This window comes from Streptomyces sp. DT190 (assembly GCF_049846985.1).
Classification (GTDB): Bacteria; Actinomycetota; Actinomycetes; order Streptomycetales; family Streptomycetaceae; genus Streptomyces.
Genome location: NZ_JBNCNM010000040.1, coordinates 14,557 through 36,537, shown reverse-complemented (window position 1 = coordinate 36,537; position 21,981 = coordinate 14,557). Strand labels below are relative to the sequence as shown.

General features: G+C 68.2%; 24 protein-coding genes. 23 read left to right on the top strand and 1 reads right to left on the bottom strand.

Annotated features, from left to right (window positions below; translation table 11 throughout):
- Nucleotides 1–568 precede the first annotated feature (568 nt).
- From ACPXCS_RS38770 to ACPXCS_RS38660, 23 genes are all read left to right on the top strand, one after another.
- Nucleotides 569–1,306 carry a hypothetical protein gene (locus ACPXCS_RS38770; protein ID WP_425823838.1) on the top strand — a complete coding sequence of 246 codons (738 nt, stop codon included), beginning with the start codon at nt 569–571 and terminating at the stop codon, nt 1,304–1,306.
- A 1,078-nt stretch (nt 1,307–2,384) separates the two neighbouring features.
- On the top strand, nt 2,385–3,221 hold the full coding sequence (locus ACPXCS_RS38765; protein ID WP_325744851.1) for a ParA family protein: 837 nt from the start codon (nt 2,385–2,387) through the stop codon (nt 3,219–3,221).
- Nucleotides 3,211–4,458: a hypothetical protein gene (locus ACPXCS_RS38760; protein ID WP_425823836.1), complete on the top strand. Its 1,248-nt coding sequence runs from the start codon at nt 3,211–3,213 to the stop codon at nt 4,456–4,458. Before ACPXCS_RS38765 ends, ACPXCS_RS38760 begins: the two co-directional genes overlap by 11 nt.
- Before the next feature lie 151 nt (nt 4,459–4,609).
- Entirely contained in the window at nt 4,610–4,954 is a 345-nt protein-coding gene (locus tag ACPXCS_RS38755; protein WP_332757012.1) for a hypothetical protein, read from the top strand.
- A gap of 114 nt (nt 4,955–5,068) precedes the next feature.
- Nucleotides 5,069–5,434: a hypothetical protein gene (locus tag ACPXCS_RS38750; RefSeq protein ID WP_332757013.1), complete on the top strand. Its 366-nt coding sequence runs from the start codon at nt 5,069–5,071 to the stop codon at nt 5,432–5,434.
- The gene (locus ACPXCS_RS38745) at nt 5,431–5,730 is read left to right on the top strand and encodes a hypothetical protein (protein WP_425823834.1); all 300 of its coding nucleotides are present in this window, start codon (nt 5,431–5,433) and stop codon (nt 5,728–5,730) included. Before ACPXCS_RS38750 ends, ACPXCS_RS38745 begins: the two co-directional genes overlap by 4 nt.
- A gap of 367 nt (nt 5,731–6,097) precedes the next feature.
- The gene (locus ACPXCS_RS38740) at nt 6,098–6,661 is read left to right on the top strand and encodes a hypothetical protein (RefSeq protein ID WP_425823832.1); all 564 of its coding nucleotides are present in this window, start codon (nt 6,098–6,100) and stop codon (nt 6,659–6,661) included.
- A gap of 428 nt (nt 6,662–7,089) precedes the next feature.
- Entirely contained in the window at nt 7,090–7,953 is an 864-nt protein-coding gene (locus tag ACPXCS_RS38735) for a hypothetical protein (protein WP_332757016.1), read from the top strand.
- An 801-nt stretch (nt 7,954–8,754) separates the two neighbouring features.
- Nucleotides 8,755–9,555: a hypothetical protein gene (locus tag ACPXCS_RS38730; RefSeq protein WP_425823830.1), complete on the top strand. Its 801-nt coding sequence runs from the start codon at nt 8,755–8,757 to the stop codon at nt 9,553–9,555.
- Between the two features lie 238 nt (nt 9,556–9,793).
- Complete coding sequence (locus tag ACPXCS_RS38725) at nt 9,794–10,387, top strand: hypothetical protein (RefSeq protein WP_332757018.1); 594 nt, start codon at nt 9,794–9,796, stop codon at nt 10,385–10,387.
- 228 nt (nt 10,388–10,615) lie between these two features.
- Nucleotides 10,616–10,750 (top strand): hypothetical protein, encoded by a 135-nt coding sequence (locus tag ACPXCS_RS38720; RefSeq protein WP_351866698.1) that lies wholly within the window; start codon nt 10,616–10,618, stop codon nt 10,748–10,750.
- A 19-nt stretch (nt 10,751–10,769) separates the two neighbouring features.
- Entirely contained in the window at nt 10,770–11,333 is a 564-nt protein-coding gene (locus tag ACPXCS_RS38715; protein ID WP_332757020.1) for an HAD domain-containing protein, read from the top strand.
- Between the two features lie 1,056 nt (nt 11,334–12,389).
- Nucleotides 12,390–12,707, top strand: coding sequence for a hypothetical protein (locus tag ACPXCS_RS38710; protein ID WP_425823828.1), 318 nt, complete (start codon nt 12,390–12,392; stop codon nt 12,705–12,707).
- A gap of 84 nt (nt 12,708–12,791) precedes the next feature.
- Nucleotides 12,792–13,487, top strand: a complete 696-nt coding sequence (locus ACPXCS_RS38705) for a hypothetical protein (RefSeq protein WP_425823826.1) — start codon at nt 12,792–12,794, stop codon at nt 13,485–13,487.
- 213 nt (nt 13,488–13,700) lie between these two features.
- Nucleotides 13,701–14,456 (top strand): hypothetical protein, encoded by a 756-nt coding sequence (locus ACPXCS_RS38700; RefSeq protein WP_425823824.1) that lies wholly within the window; start codon nt 13,701–13,703, stop codon nt 14,454–14,456.
- A 180-nt stretch (nt 14,457–14,636) separates the two neighbouring features.
- Nucleotides 14,637–14,933: a hypothetical protein gene (locus tag ACPXCS_RS38695; RefSeq protein ID WP_425823822.1), complete on the top strand. Its 297-nt coding sequence runs from the start codon at nt 14,637–14,639 to the stop codon at nt 14,931–14,933.
- A complete protein-coding gene (locus tag ACPXCS_RS38690; protein ID WP_425823820.1) occupies nt 14,930–15,280 on the top strand; it encodes a hypothetical protein in 351 nt (116 codons plus the stop codon). The genes ACPXCS_RS38695 and ACPXCS_RS38690 overlap by 4 nt, the downstream gene beginning before the upstream one ends.
- A 373-nt stretch (nt 15,281–15,653) precedes the next feature.
- Complete coding sequence (locus ACPXCS_RS38685; RefSeq protein WP_425946725.1) at nt 15,654–16,370, top strand: hypothetical protein; 717 nt, start codon at nt 15,654–15,656, stop codon at nt 16,368–16,370.
- 287 nt (nt 16,371–16,657) lie between these two features.
- The gene (locus ACPXCS_RS38680) at nt 16,658–16,933 is read left to right on the top strand and encodes a hypothetical protein (RefSeq protein WP_425823816.1); all 276 of its coding nucleotides are present in this window, start codon (nt 16,658–16,660) and stop codon (nt 16,931–16,933) included.
- 47 nt (nt 16,934–16,980) lie between these two features.
- Entirely contained in the window at nt 16,981–17,448 is a 468-nt protein-coding gene (locus ACPXCS_RS38675; protein ID WP_376620877.1) for a hypothetical protein, read from the top strand.
- Nucleotides 17,449–17,794: 346 nt separating this feature from the next.
- Nucleotides 17,795–18,532 (top strand): hypothetical protein, encoded by a 738-nt coding sequence (locus tag ACPXCS_RS38670; protein WP_425823814.1) that lies wholly within the window; start codon nt 17,795–17,797, stop codon nt 18,530–18,532.
- Nucleotides 18,533–18,780: 248 nt separating this feature from the next.
- Complete coding sequence (locus ACPXCS_RS38665) at nt 18,781–19,041, top strand: hypothetical protein (RefSeq protein WP_425823812.1); 261 nt, start codon at nt 18,781–18,783, stop codon at nt 19,039–19,041.
- 104 nt (nt 19,042–19,145) lie between these two features.
- The gene (locus ACPXCS_RS38660) at nt 19,146–19,556 is read left to right on the top strand and encodes a hypothetical protein (protein ID WP_376620880.1); all 411 of its coding nucleotides are present in this window, start codon (nt 19,146–19,148) and stop codon (nt 19,554–19,556) included.
- A gap of 906 nt (nt 19,557–20,462) precedes the next feature.
- Here ACPXCS_RS38660 and ACPXCS_RS38655 read toward each other — a convergent pair.
- Nucleotides 20,463–21,773: an ATP-binding protein gene (locus tag ACPXCS_RS38655; protein ID WP_425946726.1), complete on the bottom strand. Its 1,311-nt coding sequence runs from the start codon at nt 21,771–21,773 to the stop codon at nt 20,463–20,465.
- Nucleotides 21,774–21,981: the final 208 nt, after the last annotated feature.

The window sequence follows — 21,981 nt, the reverse complement described above, 5'->3', positions numbered from 1 at the left end:
GGGGGGTGGGGGGGGCGCCGGGGGGGGGGGGGGGGGGGGGGGGGGGGGGGGGGGGGGGGGGGGCCCCCGGGGGGGGGGGGGGGCCCCCCCCCCCCCCCCGCCCGGAGCGCCCTGTGGCGCTCCGGGCATGGCGGAGGCGTGAACGCCGGGGCCAGTACCAGCAGGCCTCGTCGGTGGGCCTGGGGAGACCGGAGGCGGGGTGTTGGGCGGAGGGGGGTGGAAGGGGGTGTGGGGGGAGGAGGGGCGGCTGCTGCGAGCGTGGCTGGGTGCGGAGGACGGGGGCGGTCGGCGGCGTTCGGTGGCGGGCTGTCCGGCTCCGGGTGGTGGGAGCTGTCCGGAGCGCTTGGGAGTGCGGTGGCCGGGCTGTCCGGTTAGCCGATTGAGCTGCAGAAACCTCCTCTTGATCGCACGTGTGACCGAATGCGCAAGAGGAGGTCAGCTTTCCCGCTGTGGGCGTTTCCGGAGAGGCGTGTCATTACTGTGAAGACAAACCGGCATGCTGTTGGCCATGCCACGAGGAACGCCAGAACCCCTGAGGGATCGAGCTACAGCACCTGTCGTCGAGCGTGTGAGGAAGCGTCACCGGCAGGCCGGCGATCGCGACCTGGAGCTGTTCCCCGCGCCGGAGGACATCTTCGGCGTCCTGGTCTATCTCCGGGAACGGGAAGAGGTCATGGAGCGGCCGGTGCACCGCCTGGAGTCTCTGAGGAAGCGGACGAAGGAAGAAGAGCAGCAACTTGCCGACGCCCGGGTAGCCCTGCGGGAGAACAACCTCGACCGTCTCCGGCTGATCCGGCGGCTGCGCGAGCTGGTCGACGTCCAGGAGGTCGCTGTGCTCGAGGCTTGCTTCCGAAACGGGCTCAAGGGCCGGGAGATGGGCGTCATTCTGGGCATCGAGTCCCGCGGGGGTGCTGCCCTTCGACTGCAGCGACTGCTCCTGGCCATCCAGACGAAGTGGGAGCTGCGCACTCCCCGCCTGGCGAAAGCGCGGGCGGCTCAGGAAGCGGAAGAGACCCGGCGGGTCACCTCGGGGCACGCTCGAGTCCGCCAGGCCGCGCTCAATCTGTTGTCTGTGCGGTCGTCGTTCCTTGAAGTTGAGGACTTGGATGAGTGGTGGGACGACCTCGCTTGGCACCTCGATGGCAACGACGAGACACCTTCGGAGCAGGCGAGCACGGCCGCCCATCTCCGCCAAGTGGTCAGGGACATCCGCGCCCAGGCAGCACTGGAAGGGGTGCCGCCGGCCTCCGACGAGGTTGCGTTGCGGCATCTCGCGGAGGCCGAGGCGGCGGCGCGGCGGACCTGAGGTGCCGTGCAGTCTGCGTAGGTGGCGTGGGAGACACTCGCTGTCTCCCACGGGAGACAGTTGTCCGACAAGGAAGAGACCGCGATGAGGGGATGGATACCCGTATCCGGAGCGCACCGGATACGGCGGCGGAGTAGTCGTTGCGAGGGAGGTCGCCCGGATATGCTCGCGCGGCTGGGCTGGATACCCGCTGCCAATGACGGATTGCCGGAGTAGCTGGAACGCCACACTGTCTCCCGCGGGGGACGGTTGTCCTGGGCCGACCCGGTTGCGCCTGGATACCGAGTCTGGCTGCTTGCGGTTCGGTTGGCGGGCGGCAGTTGGCAGCGATGGCAAGGGCATAGCCACCCGCGGCGGCGACTGGCAGGTGTTGTCGGATGAGCTGACAGGCGGTTTCCTGCCATGCAGTGGCGCCGGATGCAATGCGGGCACCCATGGGTATCCAGTCGCGGCAGTTCCATCCATGAGGGAGGAACACCGACAGGGGCGCCTCGGGACCCTTGGCAACGCTGATGCTTCGGGTAGGGGCGTCGCCGCATTTGCCACGCCGGACGTTGACAGCTGTGCCGACCGTGGATGGTGGCGGGGCCCGCCGGGTTGGCAGATATCCCGTTGTCAACCGTCAACGGTGGTTTGCCACCCGTGTCGACTGTCGGCAGACGTGACGCATGCTCGGGTGCTGGTATCCAGGAGTTTGTGCGACTAAGTGATGCTTGCGGATGGAAGTGACCATTTCAGGCCGGTTATTGCCACCCGTAGTCGGATCGGTTCGCGCGGCAACCCACGCCGGGCTGCGGCTGACAGCTACCTTGGGGGCGGGCTGTCCAGGCTGGTTTCAGCGCCGCTGGTGCACTAAAACTCACAAGCAGCGCTGTACCGGTTCCAGACGCCGGGCCGCTGTCCGGCAAGATAGAGCCCGTCAGGGGAGACGCGAGCGCGCTCTCGTCGCCCCTGAAACGCACAGCGCCCGCCGGGGAGGCATTTCCCCAACGGGCGCAAGGTGCTCGACCCTCAACCGTCTGCAAGGAGCAAGAGTCGTGAAGACCAACGATAGCCACCTCACGAGGGGTGGCAACGCATGACCAGCGAGACTTTGAAAGACGTGACCGCCGAAGGCGCGACCGCCATTCCCGCTCAGCACGAGGGCCATGATGAGGAGGGGGAGGCGACTGACGCTGGCGGTGCGTACGTGCCGCCGGAGCAGGAGCCGGACGTTGTCACTGTGGCCGGCTTCAAGGGAGGCGTGGGTAAGAGCCGCACCGCCAAGGAGCTGGCCTGGCTCCTGGACGGCGTTCTCACCGACTTCGAGTGGGACTGGGGCGGGGTGACCCGTGGATGGGGCTACTTCGAAGAGGCCAGGCTCAAATCGCCTCTCATTCGGGCATTCCAGACTGGCGAGACGCCTAAGCCCCTGTCCGGTCGAGGCCGGAAGCCGGACCTCATTCCTGGCCACACCGACTTCGAGCGCAACCAGCCGCGGTCCGAGGCGGTGGCCGAGTCGTTGCTGCAGTGGTCGCGTGACCTGAAGCGGCGCCTGGTGGTCGACACCCACCCGGGCGGAAGTGAGTCCACCTACGGGGCGATGGCGGCTGCTCGTGTGACCGTCGTACCGGCTGTGCTGGGAAATGAGGAGCTCCGTGCCTTGGAGGGCCTTCTGAAGAACCTGCCGGACTACCCTCTCCTGCTCATCCCGTACAAGGTCGGGCGGAGCCCTGCCGCTTGGCTGCTCGACGAGCTTGAGCGCCTCGCAGAGGAGAACAAGGCTGAGATCGGTCCTGCCGTGGGTGACTACTACTGGATCCCGCAGCGTCGGCTTCGGGTGCCCATCTGTGCGAGCCCGGTGTCCAAGCGGACGGCGCCGTTCGTCGAGGAGATGAAGGCTGTCGCGGAGGCGGTGGAGAAGTATGGCCGATGAATCGTCGACGCAGCCGCAGGCCGGCATGGCTGCGCTGCGAGCCCGTAAGGGCACCAAGAAGACGGCTGCTGCAGCCCAAGGCACCAAGAAGGTGGCCGAGGCCCCCGTTGAGACGGCACGACGGACTCCGCCGCCGCCGAAGTTTCCGAAGGCATCTGCCGCAGAAGGCTCCAGCGATGCAGGGGATGCTGGCGTTGCCCCGGCGGAGCAGAACGGCGGACGCTCCGTCGCCCAGGCGGCGGCGGAGCAGCCGGTCAGCGTGCCGGCTGCTGATTCTGAGGTGACGAACGTCGAAGGCGCAGATACCGGGCGTCAGCGGGTCACGACCTCGGGGCCGGAGGAAGCGCCCGCACAGGAGCAGATGGAGCACAGCCCCGGCGACGAAGGGGCGGCAGTGGCGACTGCTGCCCCGGCGGCGGAGGGGGCGGCGCTGCCGGTCGACAAGCCGGACGCCGGGGATACCTCTACTCAGGGCGGAGGTTCCCCGAGTTCCCCCGACATCCCCGTGCAAGCGCGGACTCCAGAAGCGGAGCAGGCGCCCAAGAGCTCGGACGGCGATCGTGTGGCTGCCGTCCAGGAGGAGGCTGCTGCTGTCCCGCCTCGGGCAGAGGCAGCCCAGCCGGCTGCGGCGGAGTCTGTGACCGGGCATCAGGCGGCAGACGAAGCGGCAGCTGATGGCACCCGAAGTGACAGCGGGGAGGTCCCCGGCGCCGCGCTCGAACGTCGCTCGGCGCAGGCCCCTGTCACCGTCACGAGCCAGTGGGACCGGCATGTTCCCCCGCCGGTCAACGAGGGGTTCCCTCGAGCTGAGGAGATCCTGAACCAGCGGTTCATCACCAGGGAGGCACTGAACGCATCGGTGCCTGCCGAGCTGCAGATCCCTCACCGGCTGCAGCTGCTCAAGGTCGTGTCCCGGATAAACCACATCCCGCCGGCTGACCTGGTCGCTGTGGCCGTGGACTGGTTCCTTCGAGGTGGCAAGGCTTCGGCCGACGACATGCTGCCGCCGTGGAACCGATACACGGGGCACGGCACCCCTGAGGACATCCGTCCGGCTGAAGTGGTGCTCAACGAGCGGTTCATCACGCGTGAATCTCTCAAGTCACAGGTGCCGAGGGACCTGCAACTGAACCATCGGCTGGCCATGTACCGAGTCCTGAACCGGCTGGAAAAGATGCCCCCTGCTGACATCGTCGCGGTTGCCCTTGACCGGTGGCTGAGGGTCATGCGGTTCTGACCAGCTCTTATGGAAGGACGAATGCCCGCCACCTGCCCAGGTGGCGGGCATTCGTCGCTAGGTAGTACTAGGCTTTCATCCGTCCGAACGCCTAGAATTATAGCCGTTTCCATAGCCGTATCCCTAGGTGTCCCTACGTGGAAGGAAAGAAGTGCCGCGCAGAGTATCCCTGGCCCGCAAAGCCCAGGAGCTGGCCGACGCCCTGAAAGCTCAGGAAGAGCGCGAGGGCGGTGCAGTCACGGATTTCAGCCCGCATCCCGAGACCGAAGCCCTCCTGATGCGCCGGGGAGTAGATAGGGAGCAGCTGAACTACGCCGTCCCCGAGCAGCTAGAACTGAAGCGCCGCCTCAACGCGTACAACGTCGAACGCGGCGGCCTCGGCGTGGGCAACCTCGTTGCGGCCGTTCTCGACGCCTTCCTGCGAGCGGAGGGCTACGCACCCGACCTGGACCACCACAAGGGCGACAGGTCCGGCAGTCAACTGCCGCCGGACTGAGAAAGCGGACCTCGACTCTGGGCTGAGGAGTCGCCGGATTCGCGGGAACGGGACTGTGGCCGCTCCGCTTCCTACCTTCTGGGTCGTCAGCAACCGAACGACCCAGGAGCAGCGATGACCACCGCGTACACCGAGACGATCAGGGAGACCACCCCGGCAGGCCACCAGCGTGCCGTCGCGTTCGCACTGTCGCAGCTCCTCACCGAGTTCCCGGAGCTGCCGACGCCGCACTGGTCGATCCCGATCCCGCAGCCGGAGGACGACCGGGCGCTGTACGGGTACCTCCAGCGTGAACACGAGACGCTGGAGGCGTTCCAGGCGTACGTGAAGGCGCTGGGCGGCGAGGTCACGAGTTGTGCCCCGGTGGAGATGTACGGACGCCTCGTGCGCACGCACACCGTGGTCGCGCAGTGGAAGGGCGTCCGGATTGACGTCACCGTCACTCTGCCCGCCAGCATCGACGTGCAGGCAGCGCTGTGACTGCCACCGTCGGCGCCGACGACCGGCTGCGGGTGGATCTCGGCCCGCTCGCTCTCGGCCCCAACGATGTGCACGCACTGCTCTGCTACGCCTACGGCGGCCACACGGACTCCCTGCCCGCCGACCTGGCCCAGCAGGAGATCGAAGGCGTCATCCGGGCTGTGCTGATCATGTACGGCCTGACTGGCGCTCTGCGCTGGGAGTCTGGAGTCGAACCCCATCAGGCTGCCCAGGTCTCCTCGTGGGCCTGGCGCTTGATCGAGCGCCGGTTCCCTACGCTGATCTTCACGACCTGACCTCCTGACCAGCCGCGCCCTGCATCCCCCTGCGGGCGCGGCACCGCCGACCGGCCTCCCCTTCAGCCGGTCGATGACTGCCGCCCCGCACCGTGACCCCCTCACGGTGCGGGGCGGCAGGTCGTTCGGGCGCTCGACCGCGGCCTCCATCGTGAGCCCTGCTGTCCGCACCATCCGAAAACCGTGCTGAGCCGGCACTTGAGTCTTGCTACCCGCCGTCGGCCAGTACCTCATACGGCAACTCGCCACCTCTGGGGAGGACACCGACGCGGTGCTTACCTGTCACCGCGACAGGCCAGCGACGACGGTGAACCTGCCGCTGTCTCCCCGCACACCGCCCTACATCAAGGACTCCAGGAGCCCACCCATGGCCAGCGTCAACGAAACCGTTCGTCAGCTCATCGAGCGCTACCCCTGCGGCTACCCGCACCGCACGGAAGCTCTGCATCAGATCCTCGTAGTGCTCGGCGCCGGGTACGAGTGGCGTGATGGCCAAGTCGTCAGCCGGTTCCTCCCCGACGATGACACGTGCGCCCGCATGCACCGGGACTTCCAGTACTCGGCTGAGCGGGTAGCCGAGTTGACGGAGTTCGGCATCGAGGTGAGGGAACAGTTCATCACCGGGCAGTGCCCGAACGAGGACCTCCGCAGCCGAGCAGACGAGCTGGCCCAGAAGACGGGGAAGCTGCTGCACGGCCCGTACCAGCCGCATCCGACTCTGCTCTTCCTGGACGTTCCGGCAAATGCCAATGCGGACTGGGCCGCTGCTGCGGCAGAGATCGCAGCGGTGGTTGGCCCTCTGTGGGCTGCCGGAGCTGACCTGGAGCTGGACCCGTATGAGCGGACGGATTATGTCTTGAAGGAGAGGGACAAAGCCCTCCGTCGCCTGGAGGCGGTCTACGGCCCCGAGGTCATCAACGCCGTCTCGTAGACGCGTGGTTGGCCGCAGGTGAGTGGCGAGCCCCGGATCCCACGGATCTCGGGCGCCCGCCACTCAGCCGTTGCGCGCCTGCCGTCAACGCAGGGATTGGCAGCGGTGGTCCGGGCGCCTTGGGGGCCCTCTTGGCGTGCAGCGATCTGCGAGTAGTGCTCAGAGCCACCGGCCGCGCAACGTGCGGGGTCTGTCCGGCCCTGGAAGTGCTGGACGAGGCGGAACGGGGGGCCGGCGGAGAGCGCGTAGCCCCGATGGCTCAGATGCGGGCGTCAGTCACGCTACCCAGCGATCAGCTAAGGGGGAGCTGTGACCAGGCAGTGGTAGAGGATTCGCCGCGAGTGCTGACTTGCGGCCGGCCGCTTCTAGCTTTCGGGACGTCAGGCCACGGCGACCGGTCCGTGGCCCCGTTCGAAGGAGTACTGCGCGTGCAGAGTCTGCTGAACGATCCGGCATACGGGCACAAGCTGCGTCAGGCGTACGGCGAGGTCAGCCGGGTCTCTTCCCGTCTGTGGCTGGACCTGTGGCCCGGCGATTCCGTGCCGCGAGACACGCCTCAGAGTCGGATCATGCTCGGTGCCGTGCCGGAGGAAGAGGTCCGCATTCCGGCAGTCTCCGAGACCACTGACGTGAAGGCCGACGACCTCGTGGTCGTCATCGATACGGCGGGGTCCTCCCACGCCGCCTACGACATCCTGGGAGTCCTCACCGGCCGAGAAGTGATGGGCCTTGATCACGTCACCCTCAAGGTGGCGCGGGTCGTTTCCACTGCAGCCAAGACCATCTCCGTCGTCACGGTCCCGACGCCCGCCGATGGCTGGGAGTGTGACCTGACCAACTTCGCTGACCGGGCCTACGACTCCGTCCCCACGACGCTCACGCTGAAGACCAAGACCCGTCGTATCGGCCGTCTCGGGACCGTGGAGGAGATCCGGCAGCGGATCAGGGAGCATGCCCTGTTCGACGAGTGGAAGCAGGAGTACGAGAACGCCAAGGACGTCCAGCGGGGTGCGCAGGAAGCGGCCCTGAAGCGACAGGCCGACGAAGCGCGGCGGCAGGAGGCGCTCCTGAAGATCGGTGACATCGTCAACCGGGCCCTCGGCTTTGACCTGTTCTGCCTGAACACCCAGGGGCAGGTCGTGTTCTCGTACTACAACCACTTCCTGCAGGACGCGGCTAACCTGCGCGTGCATATGGCGGGACTGCACGCGCTGGGCAAGTTCACCGACGACGAGTACGACCTCGTTCGAGACCAGCTGGCCATCGCCGGCCTGCTTCCCACGCGGCAGTAACAGCACCAACCCTCTCAGCGGCTCCACCGGTCTGGTCCCAACGGTCCGGTGGAGCCGCTTTTGTGGGCTGCACCGGGGAGCGCCCGCGCGTCCTTCAGGTGACCGGCGCTGTCCACGCCGGCAGCACCGCGGTGCTGCCAGCCGGCTGCCGGGAGTGGATACGAGCCGATCGCCTAGTCGGCAGAATCGCGAGAGCTGGGGTCGTGCGTCCCGCAGGGCTACCTTCACTCCTGTTGGGCCGCCCGGACGGACCGGGCGGAGCAGATCCCAGCACATTCTCCTGGTCCTCTTCCGCCCGGACTTGGACCAGGCCCCGAACGCGGCGGTGCGAACCAGCCAGCGTGCGCCCTCCCCCCCGGCGCCGCTCGGCCCTTCGCACCGCCGCTCCGACGTTCCTGCCGCCAGGCGTACGTGATGCGAGCGTCGATGATTGGCTCTCCCAGGGGCGCGCGGCCGCGTTCGCCTGTCGCGGCCAGGATCCGCAATCCCTCGAGCTACCTCAGGTGGGGAAGACTGTTGCTGGACGTACAGCTAGGTGCCGCACGACGCGTCGACGGCCGCGGGAAACCCCAGGCGCCGCCTCGTACAGAGGAAACCGCCAGTTCAGAGGCCCTGCACCACCTTGCTCGAAACCCCTGGTCATATGGCTTCCGAGGCTCGAACGCCCCACTTCTACGGTGACGAAGCCGCCTCCGCCCGTGCCCGACAGGCTTCGCGCGACCTGCGGCTTTCCAGGCCGACGTACCTACCTTCCACCTCGTCACGGCGCCTACCGAGGCGCTCCGAACCGGAAGGAACACCATGAACGTCCCCAACTCCGCTCGCGTCCAGGCTGGCCAGCTCGCTTCGAAGATCGTCAGCGAGCTGTGGCCTCACGCCGACGACCTCAAGCCCACCTGGGCCCGACGCCACCCGGACGACAGGCCCCTGCAGAAGGACCGGCTCACCCAGGTCACCTCGGTATCCGAGGTAGAGGTCGATGACCTGGTGCTGATCTACGACGAGACCAGCCGTACTCTGTTCGACCTCCTGGGGATGTGGACCGCTCGTGAGGCCGTCTTCTGCCGGGAAGCTGTCATAGCCCGGGTGACGTCCAAGACGGCACGCACGCTGACCGTCGTCGAGTGCACCAAGCCCACGGGCTACTGGAGCTCGTGCGTCATCTCCCGCTTCGGCACGCCCCGCAAGGACGCAGCCGAGCGGACGCTGAGGCTGAACACCACCCGTCGGCAGATCGGGCGCCTGGGCGCGGTGACCGACCTGCGAGAGCGCATCGCCGAGCACCCGCAGTTCGAGCAGTGGAAGGCTTCCCACGCCGCCGCCAAGATTGAAGCGGACGAGGAGAGGGCGGCCTGGAAAGCAGAGCACGAGCGGCGTGCGGAGCAGGTGCGCCCGCAGCGTGAAGCGGTCCGCAGCCTGAACGAGGCTGCCGGTGAGGAGCTGGTCGGATGGTACGAGCCTTGGGGAGGCCCCAAGGTCAACGAGTGGTTCGCCGGTGAAGGGCGCTTGAGGACGTACCTGGCAGGCCTGAACGCCATCGGAACCATTGGGGACGACGTGTACGCCGAGGCCTTGCTGCATGTCGAGGTACTGGGCTACTGAGCCAGGAGTTCGGAGGACGCCCGCAGTGCGCAGCCTGGGGCTACGGTCCCCGCGCACTGCGTCAACCGGCGTTCGAAGAGTTCACCCCGACGTGCCGGACGCCGGCGCCGGCGTCCGGCACATGTTGGAAGCGAAGCGGGGTTACCGTACCCCCAGGCAGTCCAACGCCTGCCTGGCACGCCCGTCAGCGCCCATGCCGTCCGGGTGCGGCCGCAAGGAGTCCCGGCCCGGCCGGGGGATGTCTCTGACCCAGCGTTGTATCCGTTGGATCGACTTTGCCTTCGTCGGCGGCATGGGAGCCGGGAAAGCCAAGGACATGCCTCAGCGCAACCGTAAAGTCCAGAGGGCCGCGCGGCAGCAACTAGTGAACGGCCAAGGCCTCTCGTACACCGATGCACGCGCTCAAGTTCGGCGCGGCACGAGAGTGACCAGGCTGGCCACGGCCGGGACCATCCTCGCTGATGGTGTGTGGTCGCGATACGGCCGCTGGATTCACGGCACCGATGACTGGACCCAATGGCGCTTCCGCTGCGGGACGTGCGGCCACGTCCAGTCTCCTGCTGACAACGCCAGCACCGGGGGGCTGTGCCCTGAGCTGATGATGTGGCAATGCGCGGCCGGCAGGACGCCGGCCTGTCCGCCCGCCGGCGAGAGCCCTCACTACTACCAGGTGTTCAGCTATCACGGACATGCCCGCGTGTTCCTCTTCGACTTCGCGGGTGACCGGCTGGAGTACCCGCCGCTGACGGACGCAGACGACGAGATCGTCGAAGTGCCGGGAGTGACGGCACCGGCGCGCGGATCGAGCCCGTGGGAGAGCCGCGCGCGGTAACCGACCTTCCCCAGACCGAGGGTGCGCCGAGCTCGGCGCACCCTCTCGTTTGCTGTCCTCCTTACCGCGGCGTGCCGCCCCGCGGTGGCCATGTGCCACCTGGTATCCGGCGTGCGTGGGCCGCCGGCTCTCGCGTAGTGGTGAGCAGGATTCGCCAGCAGTCGGCCGGGCGCTGCCGCACATCTACCTTCAGCACCGCACCCGCCCCCATCACTGGAATCGAGTCCGATGCTGCCGAAGCTCTACGAGCCCCACGAGCCCTACGACGACGAGGAGCCGTGCGAGGACTGCCAGGCGCCGGTGGGGATGCCGTGCACCCCGACCTGCCCCAACGGGATGAGCCCGTACGAGCGTCCCTACTAGCCGCGCCCACGGAGCGATCGTGTCCCGACCTCTGCTTTTCATCGACATCGATGGAGTTTTGAACCCGTTCAAATCTGGCCCCGCCTCTGAGGACCACGGGTTCGTACGTCACTACCTGCGCCCCACCTGCTGGATCGACCAGCACCCGCACCTGCGCCCCCGCGACGTCCCCCACGTACCGGTGTGGCTGCACCCGGACCACGGAGAGGAACTCCTCGACCTTCCGTATGAGCTGATCTGGGCCACAACATGGGAGGACGAGGCGAACACGTACGTCAGCCCGCGGATCGGCCTGCCCGAGCTACCCGTCGTCACCTGGAGCACCCGAGGCGGGTACGGCCCGGACGGCACATACTTCAAGACCGCCGACGTCATCCGTCACGCCGCTGGCCGCCCGTTCGTCTGGCTCGATGACCAGCTCAGCGCAGCCGACCGAGCCTACGTCCAGCAGCACCACACCGGGGCGGCGCTGCTGTACGACATAGACCCCGCCGTCGGACTGGACCTGGACGACTTCGAGGCGCTCGCCCAGTGGGCCGACACGTTGACCGAGCCCACCGCGCCGACCGGGGCAGTCCGATGAGCCGCTGGCGCTACCGACGGCTACCGCGCGACGCCTTATGACGGCGGTCGACCCGGGAGCAGATGTCCGCCACTGGCAACGCCCTTGGCCCAGGCCGTGATCGTCGCGGCCTGGGCCGGAGTACGCCGGGAACATGGAGCGCGTTCCCACGTCTCGCGGGAGATGGGATCGGTGCCTCCCGCGCACCTAACTTCCGCCGTGCCAGTCACCACGAACTGAACGCACGAGGAGATCGGGATGACGAAGAGCGACACTGCTGCGCTCCTTCACAGTGGCCGCGGCGCGCGTGGACTTCTCCACGCCCTGCCCCTGGGATACGAGAACAACAGCGGGCATTGGACGCGCTCGCCGGCACTGTGCGGGGCTCTTGTCGAGATGCCCCCCGTCCCGGCGCAGGTCCGTTTCGGATTCGGCTGGTCGGCGGCGATGTGGCAGAGGAGCGGCCACCTGCGCACCTACGGCAGCCACCGCCCGCTCGCGGACTTCCACAGCCGCCGTCTGCGCCGCCTCGCTCATACGCGGTCGATCGACACGCACGTGTGCCGCAAGTGTCGTAAGGAGATTCACCGGATGACGCACCCTCGTTGGACGGGCAACCTGAAGCCGTTGGCGGCCTAAGCGTCGGCAATCCCTGACAGGGTATCGCCGCTCGCGCCGCCCCCACCCGCGCCGAGCGGGGAGTGCTTGGGCCTCCCTGGTGCCCGTCACCGCCCCCGCCATGGTCAAACCCGGTACGTCAACGTTCGAGACGTGCCGGGTGTTCGTGTGCACGGTCAGTGCCAGCGGATCAACGCTTCCAGGTGGTCATCGGAGCCGCCAAGAGGCGGCGTGCGACCTCGACAGGCTGAGCGCTGAACGAGTAGGTGACGCGGCCAATCGCTGTCCGCTCCGGCGCACCCCCGCCTGCGGCTGCGAGCTGGGGCTTTCCGCTCCTCGTCTGCCTCGGCTTCGGTCACCGCATAGCGGCAGATTCGCGAGAAATCGAGCCAGACCGCTGTAAAACCTAACTTCTGTCGTGCCAGCCGCCACGGGCTGACCGCACGAAGGAGAGAAGCGATGACCGAGACCGCCACGCAGACCACGCAGACGGCCACCATCGACACCCTGGCCACCGCCCTGCAGAACGCCCTCGGCAGCAGCTGGACGATCACCGCGCGCTTCGACCACATCCTTGCCACCACCCCGCTGTGCGACCGCATCAACATCACGCCGCTGGCCTACAGCTACACCGACATCTCCTGGACGCTCGTGCCGGTCCGCCGCACCATCCCCGCCCAGACCGTGCGGGAGACCCCGGACGCCGACCTGACCGCCGACGTGGCGACCGCGCTTCGCAGCCTGTCGTACCGGCACCACGCCCTGCCGACCGCCTGACACGCCCCCCCCCCGCGCCCGCCGCCGGGCCGTACCCGGCGGCGGGCGGAGACCCCGCGACTCTCGACCGAACGGAAGCAGTAAGTGACCAGTCAGCACGCCCTCGTTCACCTGGACCCGCAGCCGGACGCTACCGCGAGCGACCTCGCCAACGAGGCCGAAGACACCCTCTGGGACCTGCCTGGCGGCTGGGAACGGGTGCTGGTCACCCACCCCGAGAACCAATACGCCGGGACCTTCCCTCTGCGGAACGGAGCCGACCCGAACCACCCGCAGCTCATACGCGTCAGCGGCGGCACCACCACCCGTTACGCGGGCGGCCCGGTCGGCCTTCTCGACCTGCACGCGTGCCGTACTCGGGCCGCTGATCGTGCCGCGCGCCTGCACGACACCTGGACCCAGGCCGTAGCCACCATGCCGCCGGTCAGGCCGCTCGCCGACTACCTTTCTGACGCCAAGGACTCCGTGTACGCCGGGCTCGCTTTCAGGGAGCAGCCGCACATCAAGGTCGCCGTCAGTCTGGCGGAAGCGCGGCTTTCCTGGGCTGATCAGGAGGCCCTGGCCGCGTTGGACCGGGATGCGTTCGTGGAGCGTGCCCGCGTCCAGGCCGTCACAGGGAACAGCCTGCTTCAGCTCGACGGGACGTGGCTTGTCAGCCCGACCTGGGCGGACCCCCAGGCTCCCGAGACGGCGGCCGCCGAGTACCACCAGCGCGTCAACGCCTACCTCGACAACCTGCCCGCGGACCACGTGATCGTCGGAGCCGACTTCATCCGCTGACCAGCAGGGACCGCGCGGACCCCTTCCGGTACTGACCGAAAGAGGGGCCCGCGCGGTATCTGTTGGCCAGCGTTCCTGTCCGCCGGCTACAGGCTCGCGACGGCACGGCCGCCGGCGGACCCGGCCTCAACTCGCGCGAGCGCGGGGCGCGCCATGCAGACCGCTAACGTCCGCTGCGCCAACACATCCACCCCTCACCCGCTAGGAACCCCCGTGATCCACTCCAAGGCGTCGGACGCTGCCGCGGCTCTCACCCACCAGGTCTGGCTGGACCTCTGGCCGACGGCACCCACGCCGGGCATCAGCCGTGTCACGTCAGCGCAGCAGCTCCAGGACGACGACCTCATCGTGACCCTCGGCGCTGGACCGGATGCGGCCACGCTGACGGACCTCAGCGCGCGCGACGCCGTGCGCGAAGCCGGCACCCGAGTGTGGCGAGTGGTCTCCACCGGCGCCAAGACGGTACGAGTCCGCCCGGTCGCAGTGCCTGACGGGACCTGGAACGGGACGCCCGATCTGGCCCGGCTCGGTGAACCGTGGGTGAAGGACGCACCCTCCAGGCAGTTCTACATCCCCGCTGCGAAGCGCCAGATCGGCCGGCTCGGACCGATGGATGCCCTGCGGGAGCAGATCACCGGCCACCACCTCTTCGGGGAGTGGGAACGGACCTACGAGGCGGCCGAAGCGGAGGAGAACGAGGAGCGGGCCGCTGCGAACGCGATATGGGACGGGATCGTGGCGCGGCGCGAGGCCCGTCGTGCGCTGGTCGAGCGGCTGAACAAGATCGCAGGGGACCAGCTCGTGTACTGGGCCGACTTCGGCGGCAGCGACGGCGCCGGTTCCCTGAGCGGCTGGCTGGCCTCGAAGGGCCGACTGCGCACTTACCTCCTGGGCCTCCAGGCGGCGAGCCTGATCACCGAGGAGCAGTTCGAGGAAGCCGAGAAGTGCATGGCCTTGCTCGAACAGTGACAGACCGGGCGGCGGGCGGCTGGACTGCCCGCCCGGGCGGTCCGCAAGTGTCCGCGTCGGCGGGCCTGCGCCGCAGGTAGCGAGCAGGCTCCGGCACCTCATCTCGCCGGACCGCGCATCGTTCCCCGTGTCGCTCGTAGCTTCTGACCCACACCAAGATCACCAATCAGGAGCACCGCGATGCCGCTCGACGTGACCGGCCCTGCCAGATGGAAGCGCGAGGTCCACTACCGCCGTTACCTGAGCAACAGCGGCAGTGTCATCCCCATCTGTGTGCAGGACTTCGACTACCCCGACTACGACCCCAGCCGCTTCGTGGACCTTGCCGACTTCCCCACCGAGCAGGAGGCCGCTTTCACCCCCCTTCGCCCGGAGGACGTGATCGACACCGCAGCGACCACCCCTGATGATCACGTTGCCGCAGGTCAGGCAGTGTGCCTCCTGGCAGCCATCGGCAGTCACTGGAGCGCGACATGAGCACTTGGTTCCTCAGCCCTGAGCAGCGCCCCGCTCCGCAGCCCCCGCACCCGCTGGACGCGCTGGCCGACACCCTGCACAAGGTTCTGGCCCCGCAGGGCTGGGAAGTGTGGTCATTCCTCAACGACATCGAGGTGACGTGCCCGCATGGCCCACGGTTCACCGTCGCCATGGACAACGCCGAGGGCGTCAGAAGGTGGACGCTGACGCCCTCGGCGGAGCCGGCCGGCTCCGCCGTCCTGACAGACCTCGCCGGCCTGCACAGTGCCAACTACGTGAGCAGCGCTCTGGGCTTTCTCTGCTCTCGGCACACCGACGACGTTGCCACCGTCGCGCCGCAGGGATAGGTAGACGGCGGCCGCCGACGCCGTGAACAGGACCGGCTCTCGTTGTCCGAACGCGGCTGGGTCTGAGCCCAACGGGCAGGAGCGATTCGCCAGCAGTCGTGACACCGACACCTTCTTGCCTACGGTCCCGGACACGTTCCCCGTTCCCAGGCAAGGACCTGCCATGACCTTCCCTCTCAGTCCCGGCGCCACCATCAGCCGGTCCGACCTTCACCAGCTTGTCGGCGGTCGACCCCACGGCCGCATCAGCCCGAGCAAGACGACGCCCAACATCTGCCTTTTCACGTCGCCAGGAGCCCACGACAGTCAGCACGACGGCTGGACCGGGGATCGCTACCACTTCCAGGGGGAAGGACAGGGAGATCGGGAACAGGTGATCAAGAACGGCAACCGCGCTCTCGCCGACCACGCGCAGAACGAGGGCCGCACCCTGCGGCTGTTCTCCACGGTGCCCGGCCCCTCAGTCCGCTACCTCGGCGCCTACCGGCTCGACAGCGACGTCCCCTATGTGCGGACGTCACTGCCGGTCATCGGCGTCCCGGACCAGCCTCACCGCACCGGCTACGTCTTCCGGCTCGCGCCCGAGGACGGAACTCCTCCACCCAGCGGTGTCTTCACCGTGGACCCGCTCAGCCATCACACGATCGTCCAGGAGCGTGACCTCGACGTTCCCTTCCGCCCCCGGCCGGGCGACGAACGGGGACGTGAGCGCACGTTCATGGAGGACGTCGCGGAGCAGCTGCTCCGCAGTTACAGCTCCCACCTGCGGTCGATGGGCCATGACGTCCGCCGTCACACGGTCACTCCGGCCCTGGAGCTCATCCCCCTGCCCGTCGACCTGGTTGATCACAGCACCAACGAGATCGTCGCGTGCGCGGGGAGCGTCGCCCGGACGTATGTACGCGCAGCCTTCGGTGAACTCCTCGACATGCGCCGGTTCTTCAGCCCAACCCCGCGTCGAGTCATGCTCCTTCCGTCCCGCCCGCGCCCCGACCTTGCCGACCTGTGCGGCCGGAACGACATCACCGTGGTCTGGCCGAGTCCGGGCGGATTCGAGAGGGCAGAACCGGACGCTCTCGTCCGTAACTAGGCTCCGCGCCGACCTGAGCACTGCGCCCCATCGCATTGCCCAGGTCGGCGCGCAGCGGCGTCGATCCCCGGATCGGCTGGCCCGGCGCACACGATGTGGGAGGCCGGCGCGTCCTGGTCAGCAACCCAGCCTGTCCGGTCCGGACGCTGCCCTCGAGGGCAGCGTCCCGGCGCCTCCCGGATCCGGCGTCCGCGCATTTCGCGGGCACGTGATCAGCCGCTGTCTGACTCCTACCGTGCGCAGCATCGCCGAACGCCGACGAGCCCACCGAAGACGAAGGAGCCGACATGGCCTGCCTGACCCTCTGCTACAGCGCCCCGTGGACCGGGCTTTCGGCAGCGCTGACGGGTGCCCTGATCGCTGCTGGGGCCACCAGCAGCGCAAGCGACGGCAGGCCCACCTCCTTCTACGACTACGAGTGCGTGCTGAACGACCTGGCTGCCATCCAGGGGCACTACGAGACGACCAAGGACCCCGTCACCCTCTCCGCCATCGAGGAAGACGTCGCCGACCTGCTCGCCGAACAGGCCGACATCATCACCGCCTTGGCGGCGTACCTCTGAACCGCAGCGACACAGCGCTGAGACCGCGAACCGAAAGCTCTGCACCTATGCCCGACACCCTCACACGTCCCCACGGGGCCCCCATCGACTGGCCCGAGTTCCCTGCCGTTCCTCCGCTGGTCACCGACCATCCGCTTCCGCCTGAGCGGTGGCCCACCCTCGCCTTGTCGTGGCGGCTGGTCACCGCGCACGTGCTCAACCCCGACCGCGGTGACGTCATCAGCGCGTGGCTCACCCAGCCTGGCGCTCCCGGGCCGCTGGCTGTCGCCTACCGGCACCGTTTCAACCACTCCCATCCGTACGGGTGGGCATGCGGCGTCCACGTGTTCAGCGTGCCGGTCCGCAACGGGAACCGCGCCGACGCCCGCCTGTCCTACGACTGCACACGAAGCGGCATCGCGCGCACTCCAGAGGAAGCCCGGGCCCGGGCGCTGCTCCACGTCGCCGAGCTGCACAAGGACGCGGCTGTGCCCTACGTCGCCCGCTCACTGAGGGCCGGACGCTTCTACTGCTGACGACCCGGTGCCGGTCCCGGCATCTGGTTGAGCGCTGGCCCCCTGCCGGGACCGGGGCCACCCCCCGGTCCCGGGAGTGTGCCTCATGGCCCGCATGGGTGGAGGCCCAGCCGCCGGCCGCGTGCTCACCGGGCGGCTCCATGAAGCGGACATGAATCCTGTCCACCATGCGCCCGCGCCCTCACCTCGGCCCGCCCCCTGCCAAACAGGCCCGCGGCCGCAGCCCCGGCCCTGCTCCCTCAGTCGGTTTCGCGGCAGCTCGGCACGTGCCTGGCGAGCTCGTAACTTCCTCACTGCCAGCTCGCACCGGCCAACCGAGTCACCAACCCCTTCCAGGAGCGGACCAATGAAGCGCAGCCTTCGCCGTCGCATCGAACGGACGATCAACCAGTCGTGGAAGACCACTGACCGAAGTGATCGTGGCACGGTCGGAGTGGCGCTCATCTTCCCGCCCAACGCATTCGCTGACGCACCGACCTGGACGCCCGGTCCCGGCTTCCGGGCGCTGAACAACGAAGGAGCGACCAACACCGCGTTCGTCCGCGACAACGGGGACGGCACGGAGACCGTCGTCGTCGGTGGCATCGGTCCCGCCCAGCGCCCGGGTATGGACGGCGGCCCCTGGACGGAAGAGGAGGTATGGACGGTCACCGCCCCGGTCGACGACTTCGACGGTTGCGGGCTGGGCAACAACACCCAGGGCATCACCTGGATGCTCGACCGGCCCCGCGCGGTCATCCACCGCGAGCGGTACGCAACCCACCCTCTGGCGACAGTCGAGGCGTACTGGGAGAGCTTCAAGGAGGTCTGGGGGTTCCTGCCCTCCGGTGAGCTGCGCTGGTACGGAGGGTGGCCGTTCGGCGAGGGCCGGGAATGGGCCTACCTGGTCTGCCGTCCCGTGTGGGCGTCGGAAGAGGAGAACGAGGTCGCGCTCCTGGAGGACGTCGTCACACTGGCCCGCCTGTTCAGCGCGGAGGTCCGCGTCTACCCGTACGACCTCCAGAAGCGTGAGATAGCCGGGCCTCTCGGCAGCTCGCGCTGGGAAACTTACCTCTCGGACGTGACGCGTCGCCTGCGGAAGTGACCCGCACTGGCCGCACTGGCTCCGGGCGTACCGAGGTACGCCCGGAGCCTCCGCCATTCACAGTGCCGCACGGGTCGGAGGCTCGGTGACTCACCTCCCGCCGGTCGACCTGTCCAGACATCGACGCCCGCGGCACAAGGCACAGGCCGGCTTCTCAAACGCCCAGACTCGCGCCCGGTCGATCACTGCGAGAGCTCATGGTGCAGTGCAGCCATCACACCAGCCCTTACGGAACGGACCACTCGGCTATGCACACCACGTTCTCTGCGCCCGGCTCGTCTACCACGCTGACGACCTCGGCGGCCGACAACATCCTGCGCCGCATGAACCTCGACGACACGGTGCGCAGCCTCCCGGCCGACCAGTTCGTCAGCCGTCTGCTGTCGGCCATGACCGTCGCATCCGCAGACCGAAGCGCCAAGGGCGCGGTGCGGCTCTCTGCGATGCGGCGTCTGCACACGCTGGTAAGCCGCACGCAGGGCACCGGCCAGCCGATCACCTGGAGCTGACAGCCGGCAGACCGGGGGCCGTCGGGCGACGGCCCCCGGTCTGCCGTCTCGCTCTCCCGAGCGCCCTCTGGGTAGCCCTGATCTCTATGAGGAGCCCCCACACCATGCCTTCGCAGCCCGCTCCACTCGACACAGATGCCCTTCTTGCCGCAGTAGAGCATGACGCCGAGCAGGTCCGGCAGGCTCGGACACGTCTTGCTCTGGCCAGCCTCGGCCTCATCACCGCCCGCATCCGCGCTGACCATCCCGCAGCTCGATACCTTCAGCTGGGCTTCACCGTCAGCATGAAGACCTACACGGGCCGGACAGAGGCGGGGCGGATCTGGCTGCAGGAATCCGAGCAGGCAGGCCGCTGGCGGGCGTGTCTGGACGACGACGCCCGATCGGATCTCGAAGGCTGGTGCACTCACCTCGGCCAGGACGTCGAGGAACTGCTGCCGATGCTCTGGGTGCAGGACCGAACAACCGGGCTGCAAGTCGTCGATCTGGATGCCGTGGTGGCCGCCCTGTCGTGACGACGCGGCGCCGGGCGCCGGCGGGCAAGCTCCCGCCGGCGCCCGGCGTCTTTGTGCAACTGCCGAGCGGTCCGTACAGGGACCCACTCCGCCCTCGCCGCCTGTCCTGCCTTGGCATCCGCGGGTGCGACACTCGGCGCCGGCCGCTTCTACAGGGGCGGTCGGGCTGGGGTCGCTTGAGCGAAAATCACGGGGTTCCGTCCATTCGGAAACCCCGGTAAGCACGGTGGTTACATACAGGCAGTGCACACCGTTCAAGCTGCCCATCCGTACTCGGTGCTGACGCGTCTTGGCGTTGCCGCCCGCGCGCTGAGCCAACTTGGTCACCTTGCGTCGGGCCAGTCTGATCACGACCGGGCAGCGAGACAGCTGTCACTGCGTTCCGGCCGAGCTGCCTTTCACGCCCGCCCACCGGGCCACCGCGTGGCGAAGGCCAGCAGAGGACAGGCCGACCGGGGCGGAGCGGTGCGCCAACAGGGTCGGATAGGTCCGGCCGGGGCTTGCCGCTGCTGAGGCTCGGGCGGCGTAGATCATCAGGGCGCAGAGGTGCGCTGGCCATCCCGCTGGTTGGGTCGTTACGGTAAGGCCAGCAGGAAGCGCTCCGTCATGGCCTGATCGAGCGTCGTAGAGGATTGACGTCGGTATCGAGAGCGCTCTGGGTACCGGCGTCAGCCATGTCTGAGCCCCGGCTGGTCATGGTCCGCTACTCCTTGGTCATGGCTGCCCAGCGAGAAAGGGCGCGCCCTCCTCGCCGAAGGGGTGCCCACCGAGAGCGGGGCCACCGTATTGAGGAGTGGCGCACCCCATGCGCCCAAGGGCTGGTGCTGTCCGGCGGCCGGCCTGGAACCAACCCGCTGTTGCGGGCCCCGCTTGAACGGGGCCCGCAACAGCGGGTTGGTTCCACGATCAGACCTGGCCTCCCAGAGCCAGCGCCTTGACGGTCACACCGAAGACGTTCGAGGCCACATCGGTCACCGTCGGCACGTCCTCCGGCCGGGGGCACTGACCCACGATGACCGATGCCGCGAACATCACGCCCGCCGTCTTGGCCACCGTCGAGGCGAGCAGCAGCTCACGCATCTGGGGAACCCACACCCCAGTACCACCGTCCTCACGGTCCTTGGCATCCTTCGTGCGCAGGTTCTCCGCGAGCCGTATGAACTTCGCCGGAACGCCCAGAGCCTTGGCCGCGTCGAGATCGGTGGTGACCTCCACCGGGACCGCGAAGCGGGACACCAGGGCGTCATCGAGCTGCCGCACTCCGATGCCCTCGGGGTTGTAGCCGCACAGCGCATAGAACCCCGGCGCTGCCGTCACCACCGGCGCGTCCGGCTTGTCATCAAGGCTGAGCGTCCCGCGCCCGTCGAGAACCGAGTACAGCACGGCCAGAACCTCAGACGGGATACGGGTGATCTCGTCGACGAACAGCGGACGCCCCTCCTGCATCGCACGGGTCAGCGGGCCGTCGGACCACTTGAACGTGCCATCGTTCTGCGGCAGGTAGGAGCCCACGAAGTGGGAGACGGTCATGTCACCGTGACCGTTGATCGTGATCAGGTCCCGGCCGAAAGCAGCCTCCGCCAGCGCGGACTTGCCGGTACCGGGCAGGCCGTACAGCCGCACCGGGATACCGGCCGTGCGCAGGTGCTTGAGCAGCGCCACGTCGTGGTGGCCGCCCAGGTCACGCGGCCGGTAGATCTGGCCGTTGGGCCGGTAGTACTCCCGCTCACCCTTGATCATGGCGTCCCGCTGGTCGGCAACCTGAGCACGGGGGGCCGCCGTGGCAGGCTGCGCAGCCTGGGAGAGCTGACGCTTCACGAACATCTGCGCGAGGGTGCGCGGCTCATCGGCGCGAACGTGGGCACCGGACGGGCTCTTCGACTCCACCTCGAAGTACTCGATGGTCTTTCGGGGGTCCTTGGAGTCTTCCTCGCTCAGGCCCGAGTCCTCGATGACGATCGGCTGAATCAGAATGTTGGTGTAGTTCTTGCGGCCGTGCTTGTCGGCCCACTTGCTCCGGAGCGCCCCCCAGGCGAGCTTGGCCAGCTCGTTCGGGTTCCTCGTGCCGGTTTCACCGTAGGCACCGGCCCGCCGGTACACCGGCTTGGTGTGCCCAGCGCTCGCCGTGTGGCAGTAGCCGTTGGACGTCGCAACGGCGACGTACGTCTTCTGCTGCGCGCTGGTGAGGTCCTGGACCTTGAAACCGAGAAGGAACATGGGGATCTCCGGGTGTCTCGTTCGGGAAGGGATCTTGCGATGCCCTGAACTTATGAGAACCCCGGCAAACGCCCAACTTCGGTCTGTCCGGCGCAAGTTGGGTCCTTTCGGACGCTCGTTGTAAGCCCGTCAACGACCTGTCGACTTCCGAGCTTCAGCGGCTTTGGGCAGCTCAGCGGGCTATGAGTCACGCGTCGTTCTTCAGGCA

What these genes read in the sequence shown, in the direction of transcription:
- ACPXCS_RS38725 (WP_332757018.1), top strand. Translation starts at nt 9,794, where the DNA reads ATGTCTCTGACCCAGCGTTGTATCCGTTGGATCGACTTTGCCTTCGTC.
- ACPXCS_RS38710 (WP_425823828.1), top strand. Translation starts at nt 12,390, where the DNA reads ATGACCGAGACCGCCACGCAGACCACGCAGACGGCCACCATCGACACC.
- ACPXCS_RS38740 (WP_425823832.1), top strand. Translation starts at nt 6,098, where the DNA reads ATGGCCAGCGTCAACGAAACCGTTCGTCAGCTCATCGAGCGCTACCCC.
- ACPXCS_RS38665 (WP_425823812.1), top strand. Translation starts at nt 18,781, where the DNA reads ATGCACACCACGTTCTCTGCGCCCGGCTCGTCTACCACGCTGACGACC.
- ACPXCS_RS38730 (WP_425823830.1), top strand. Translation starts at nt 8,755, where the DNA reads ATGAACGTCCCCAACTCCGCTCGCGTCCAGGCTGGCCAGCTCGCTTCG.
- ACPXCS_RS38750 (WP_332757013.1), top strand. Translation starts at nt 5,069, where the DNA reads ATGACCACCGCGTACACCGAGACGATCAGGGAGACCACCCCGGCAGGC.
- ACPXCS_RS38695 (WP_425823822.1), top strand. Translation starts at nt 14,637, where the DNA reads ATGCCGCTCGACGTGACCGGCCCTGCCAGATGGAAGCGCGAGGTCCAC.
- ACPXCS_RS38690 (WP_425823820.1), top strand. Translation starts at nt 14,930, where the DNA reads ATGAGCACTTGGTTCCTCAGCCCTGAGCAGCGCCCCGCTCCGCAGCCC.
- ACPXCS_RS38670 (WP_425823814.1), top strand. Translation starts at nt 17,795, where the DNA reads ATGAAGCGCAGCCTTCGCCGTCGCATCGAACGGACGATCAACCAGTCG.
- ACPXCS_RS38720 (WP_351866698.1), top strand. Translation starts at nt 10,616, where the DNA reads ATGCTGCCGAAGCTCTACGAGCCCCACGAGCCCTACGACGACGAGGAG.
- ACPXCS_RS38760 (WP_425823836.1), top strand. Translation starts at nt 3,211, where the DNA reads ATGGCCGATGAATCGTCGACGCAGCCGCAGGCCGGCATGGCTGCGCTG.
- ACPXCS_RS38675 (WP_376620877.1), top strand. Translation starts at nt 16,981, where the DNA reads ATGCCCGACACCCTCACACGTCCCCACGGGGCCCCCATCGACTGGCCC.
- ACPXCS_RS38765 (WP_325744851.1), top strand. Translation starts at nt 2,385, where the DNA reads ATGACCAGCGAGACTTTGAAAGACGTGACCGCCGAAGGCGCGACCGCC.
- ACPXCS_RS38680 (WP_425823816.1), top strand. Translation starts at nt 16,658, where the DNA reads ATGGCCTGCCTGACCCTCTGCTACAGCGCCCCGTGGACCGGGCTTTCG.
- ACPXCS_RS38660 (WP_376620880.1), top strand. Translation starts at nt 19,146, where the DNA reads ATGCCTTCGCAGCCCGCTCCACTCGACACAGATGCCCTTCTTGCCGCA.
- ACPXCS_RS38655 (WP_425946726.1), bottom strand. Translation starts at nt 21,773, where the DNA reads ATGTTCCTTCTCGGTTTCAAGGTCCAGGACCTCACCAGCGCGCAGCAG.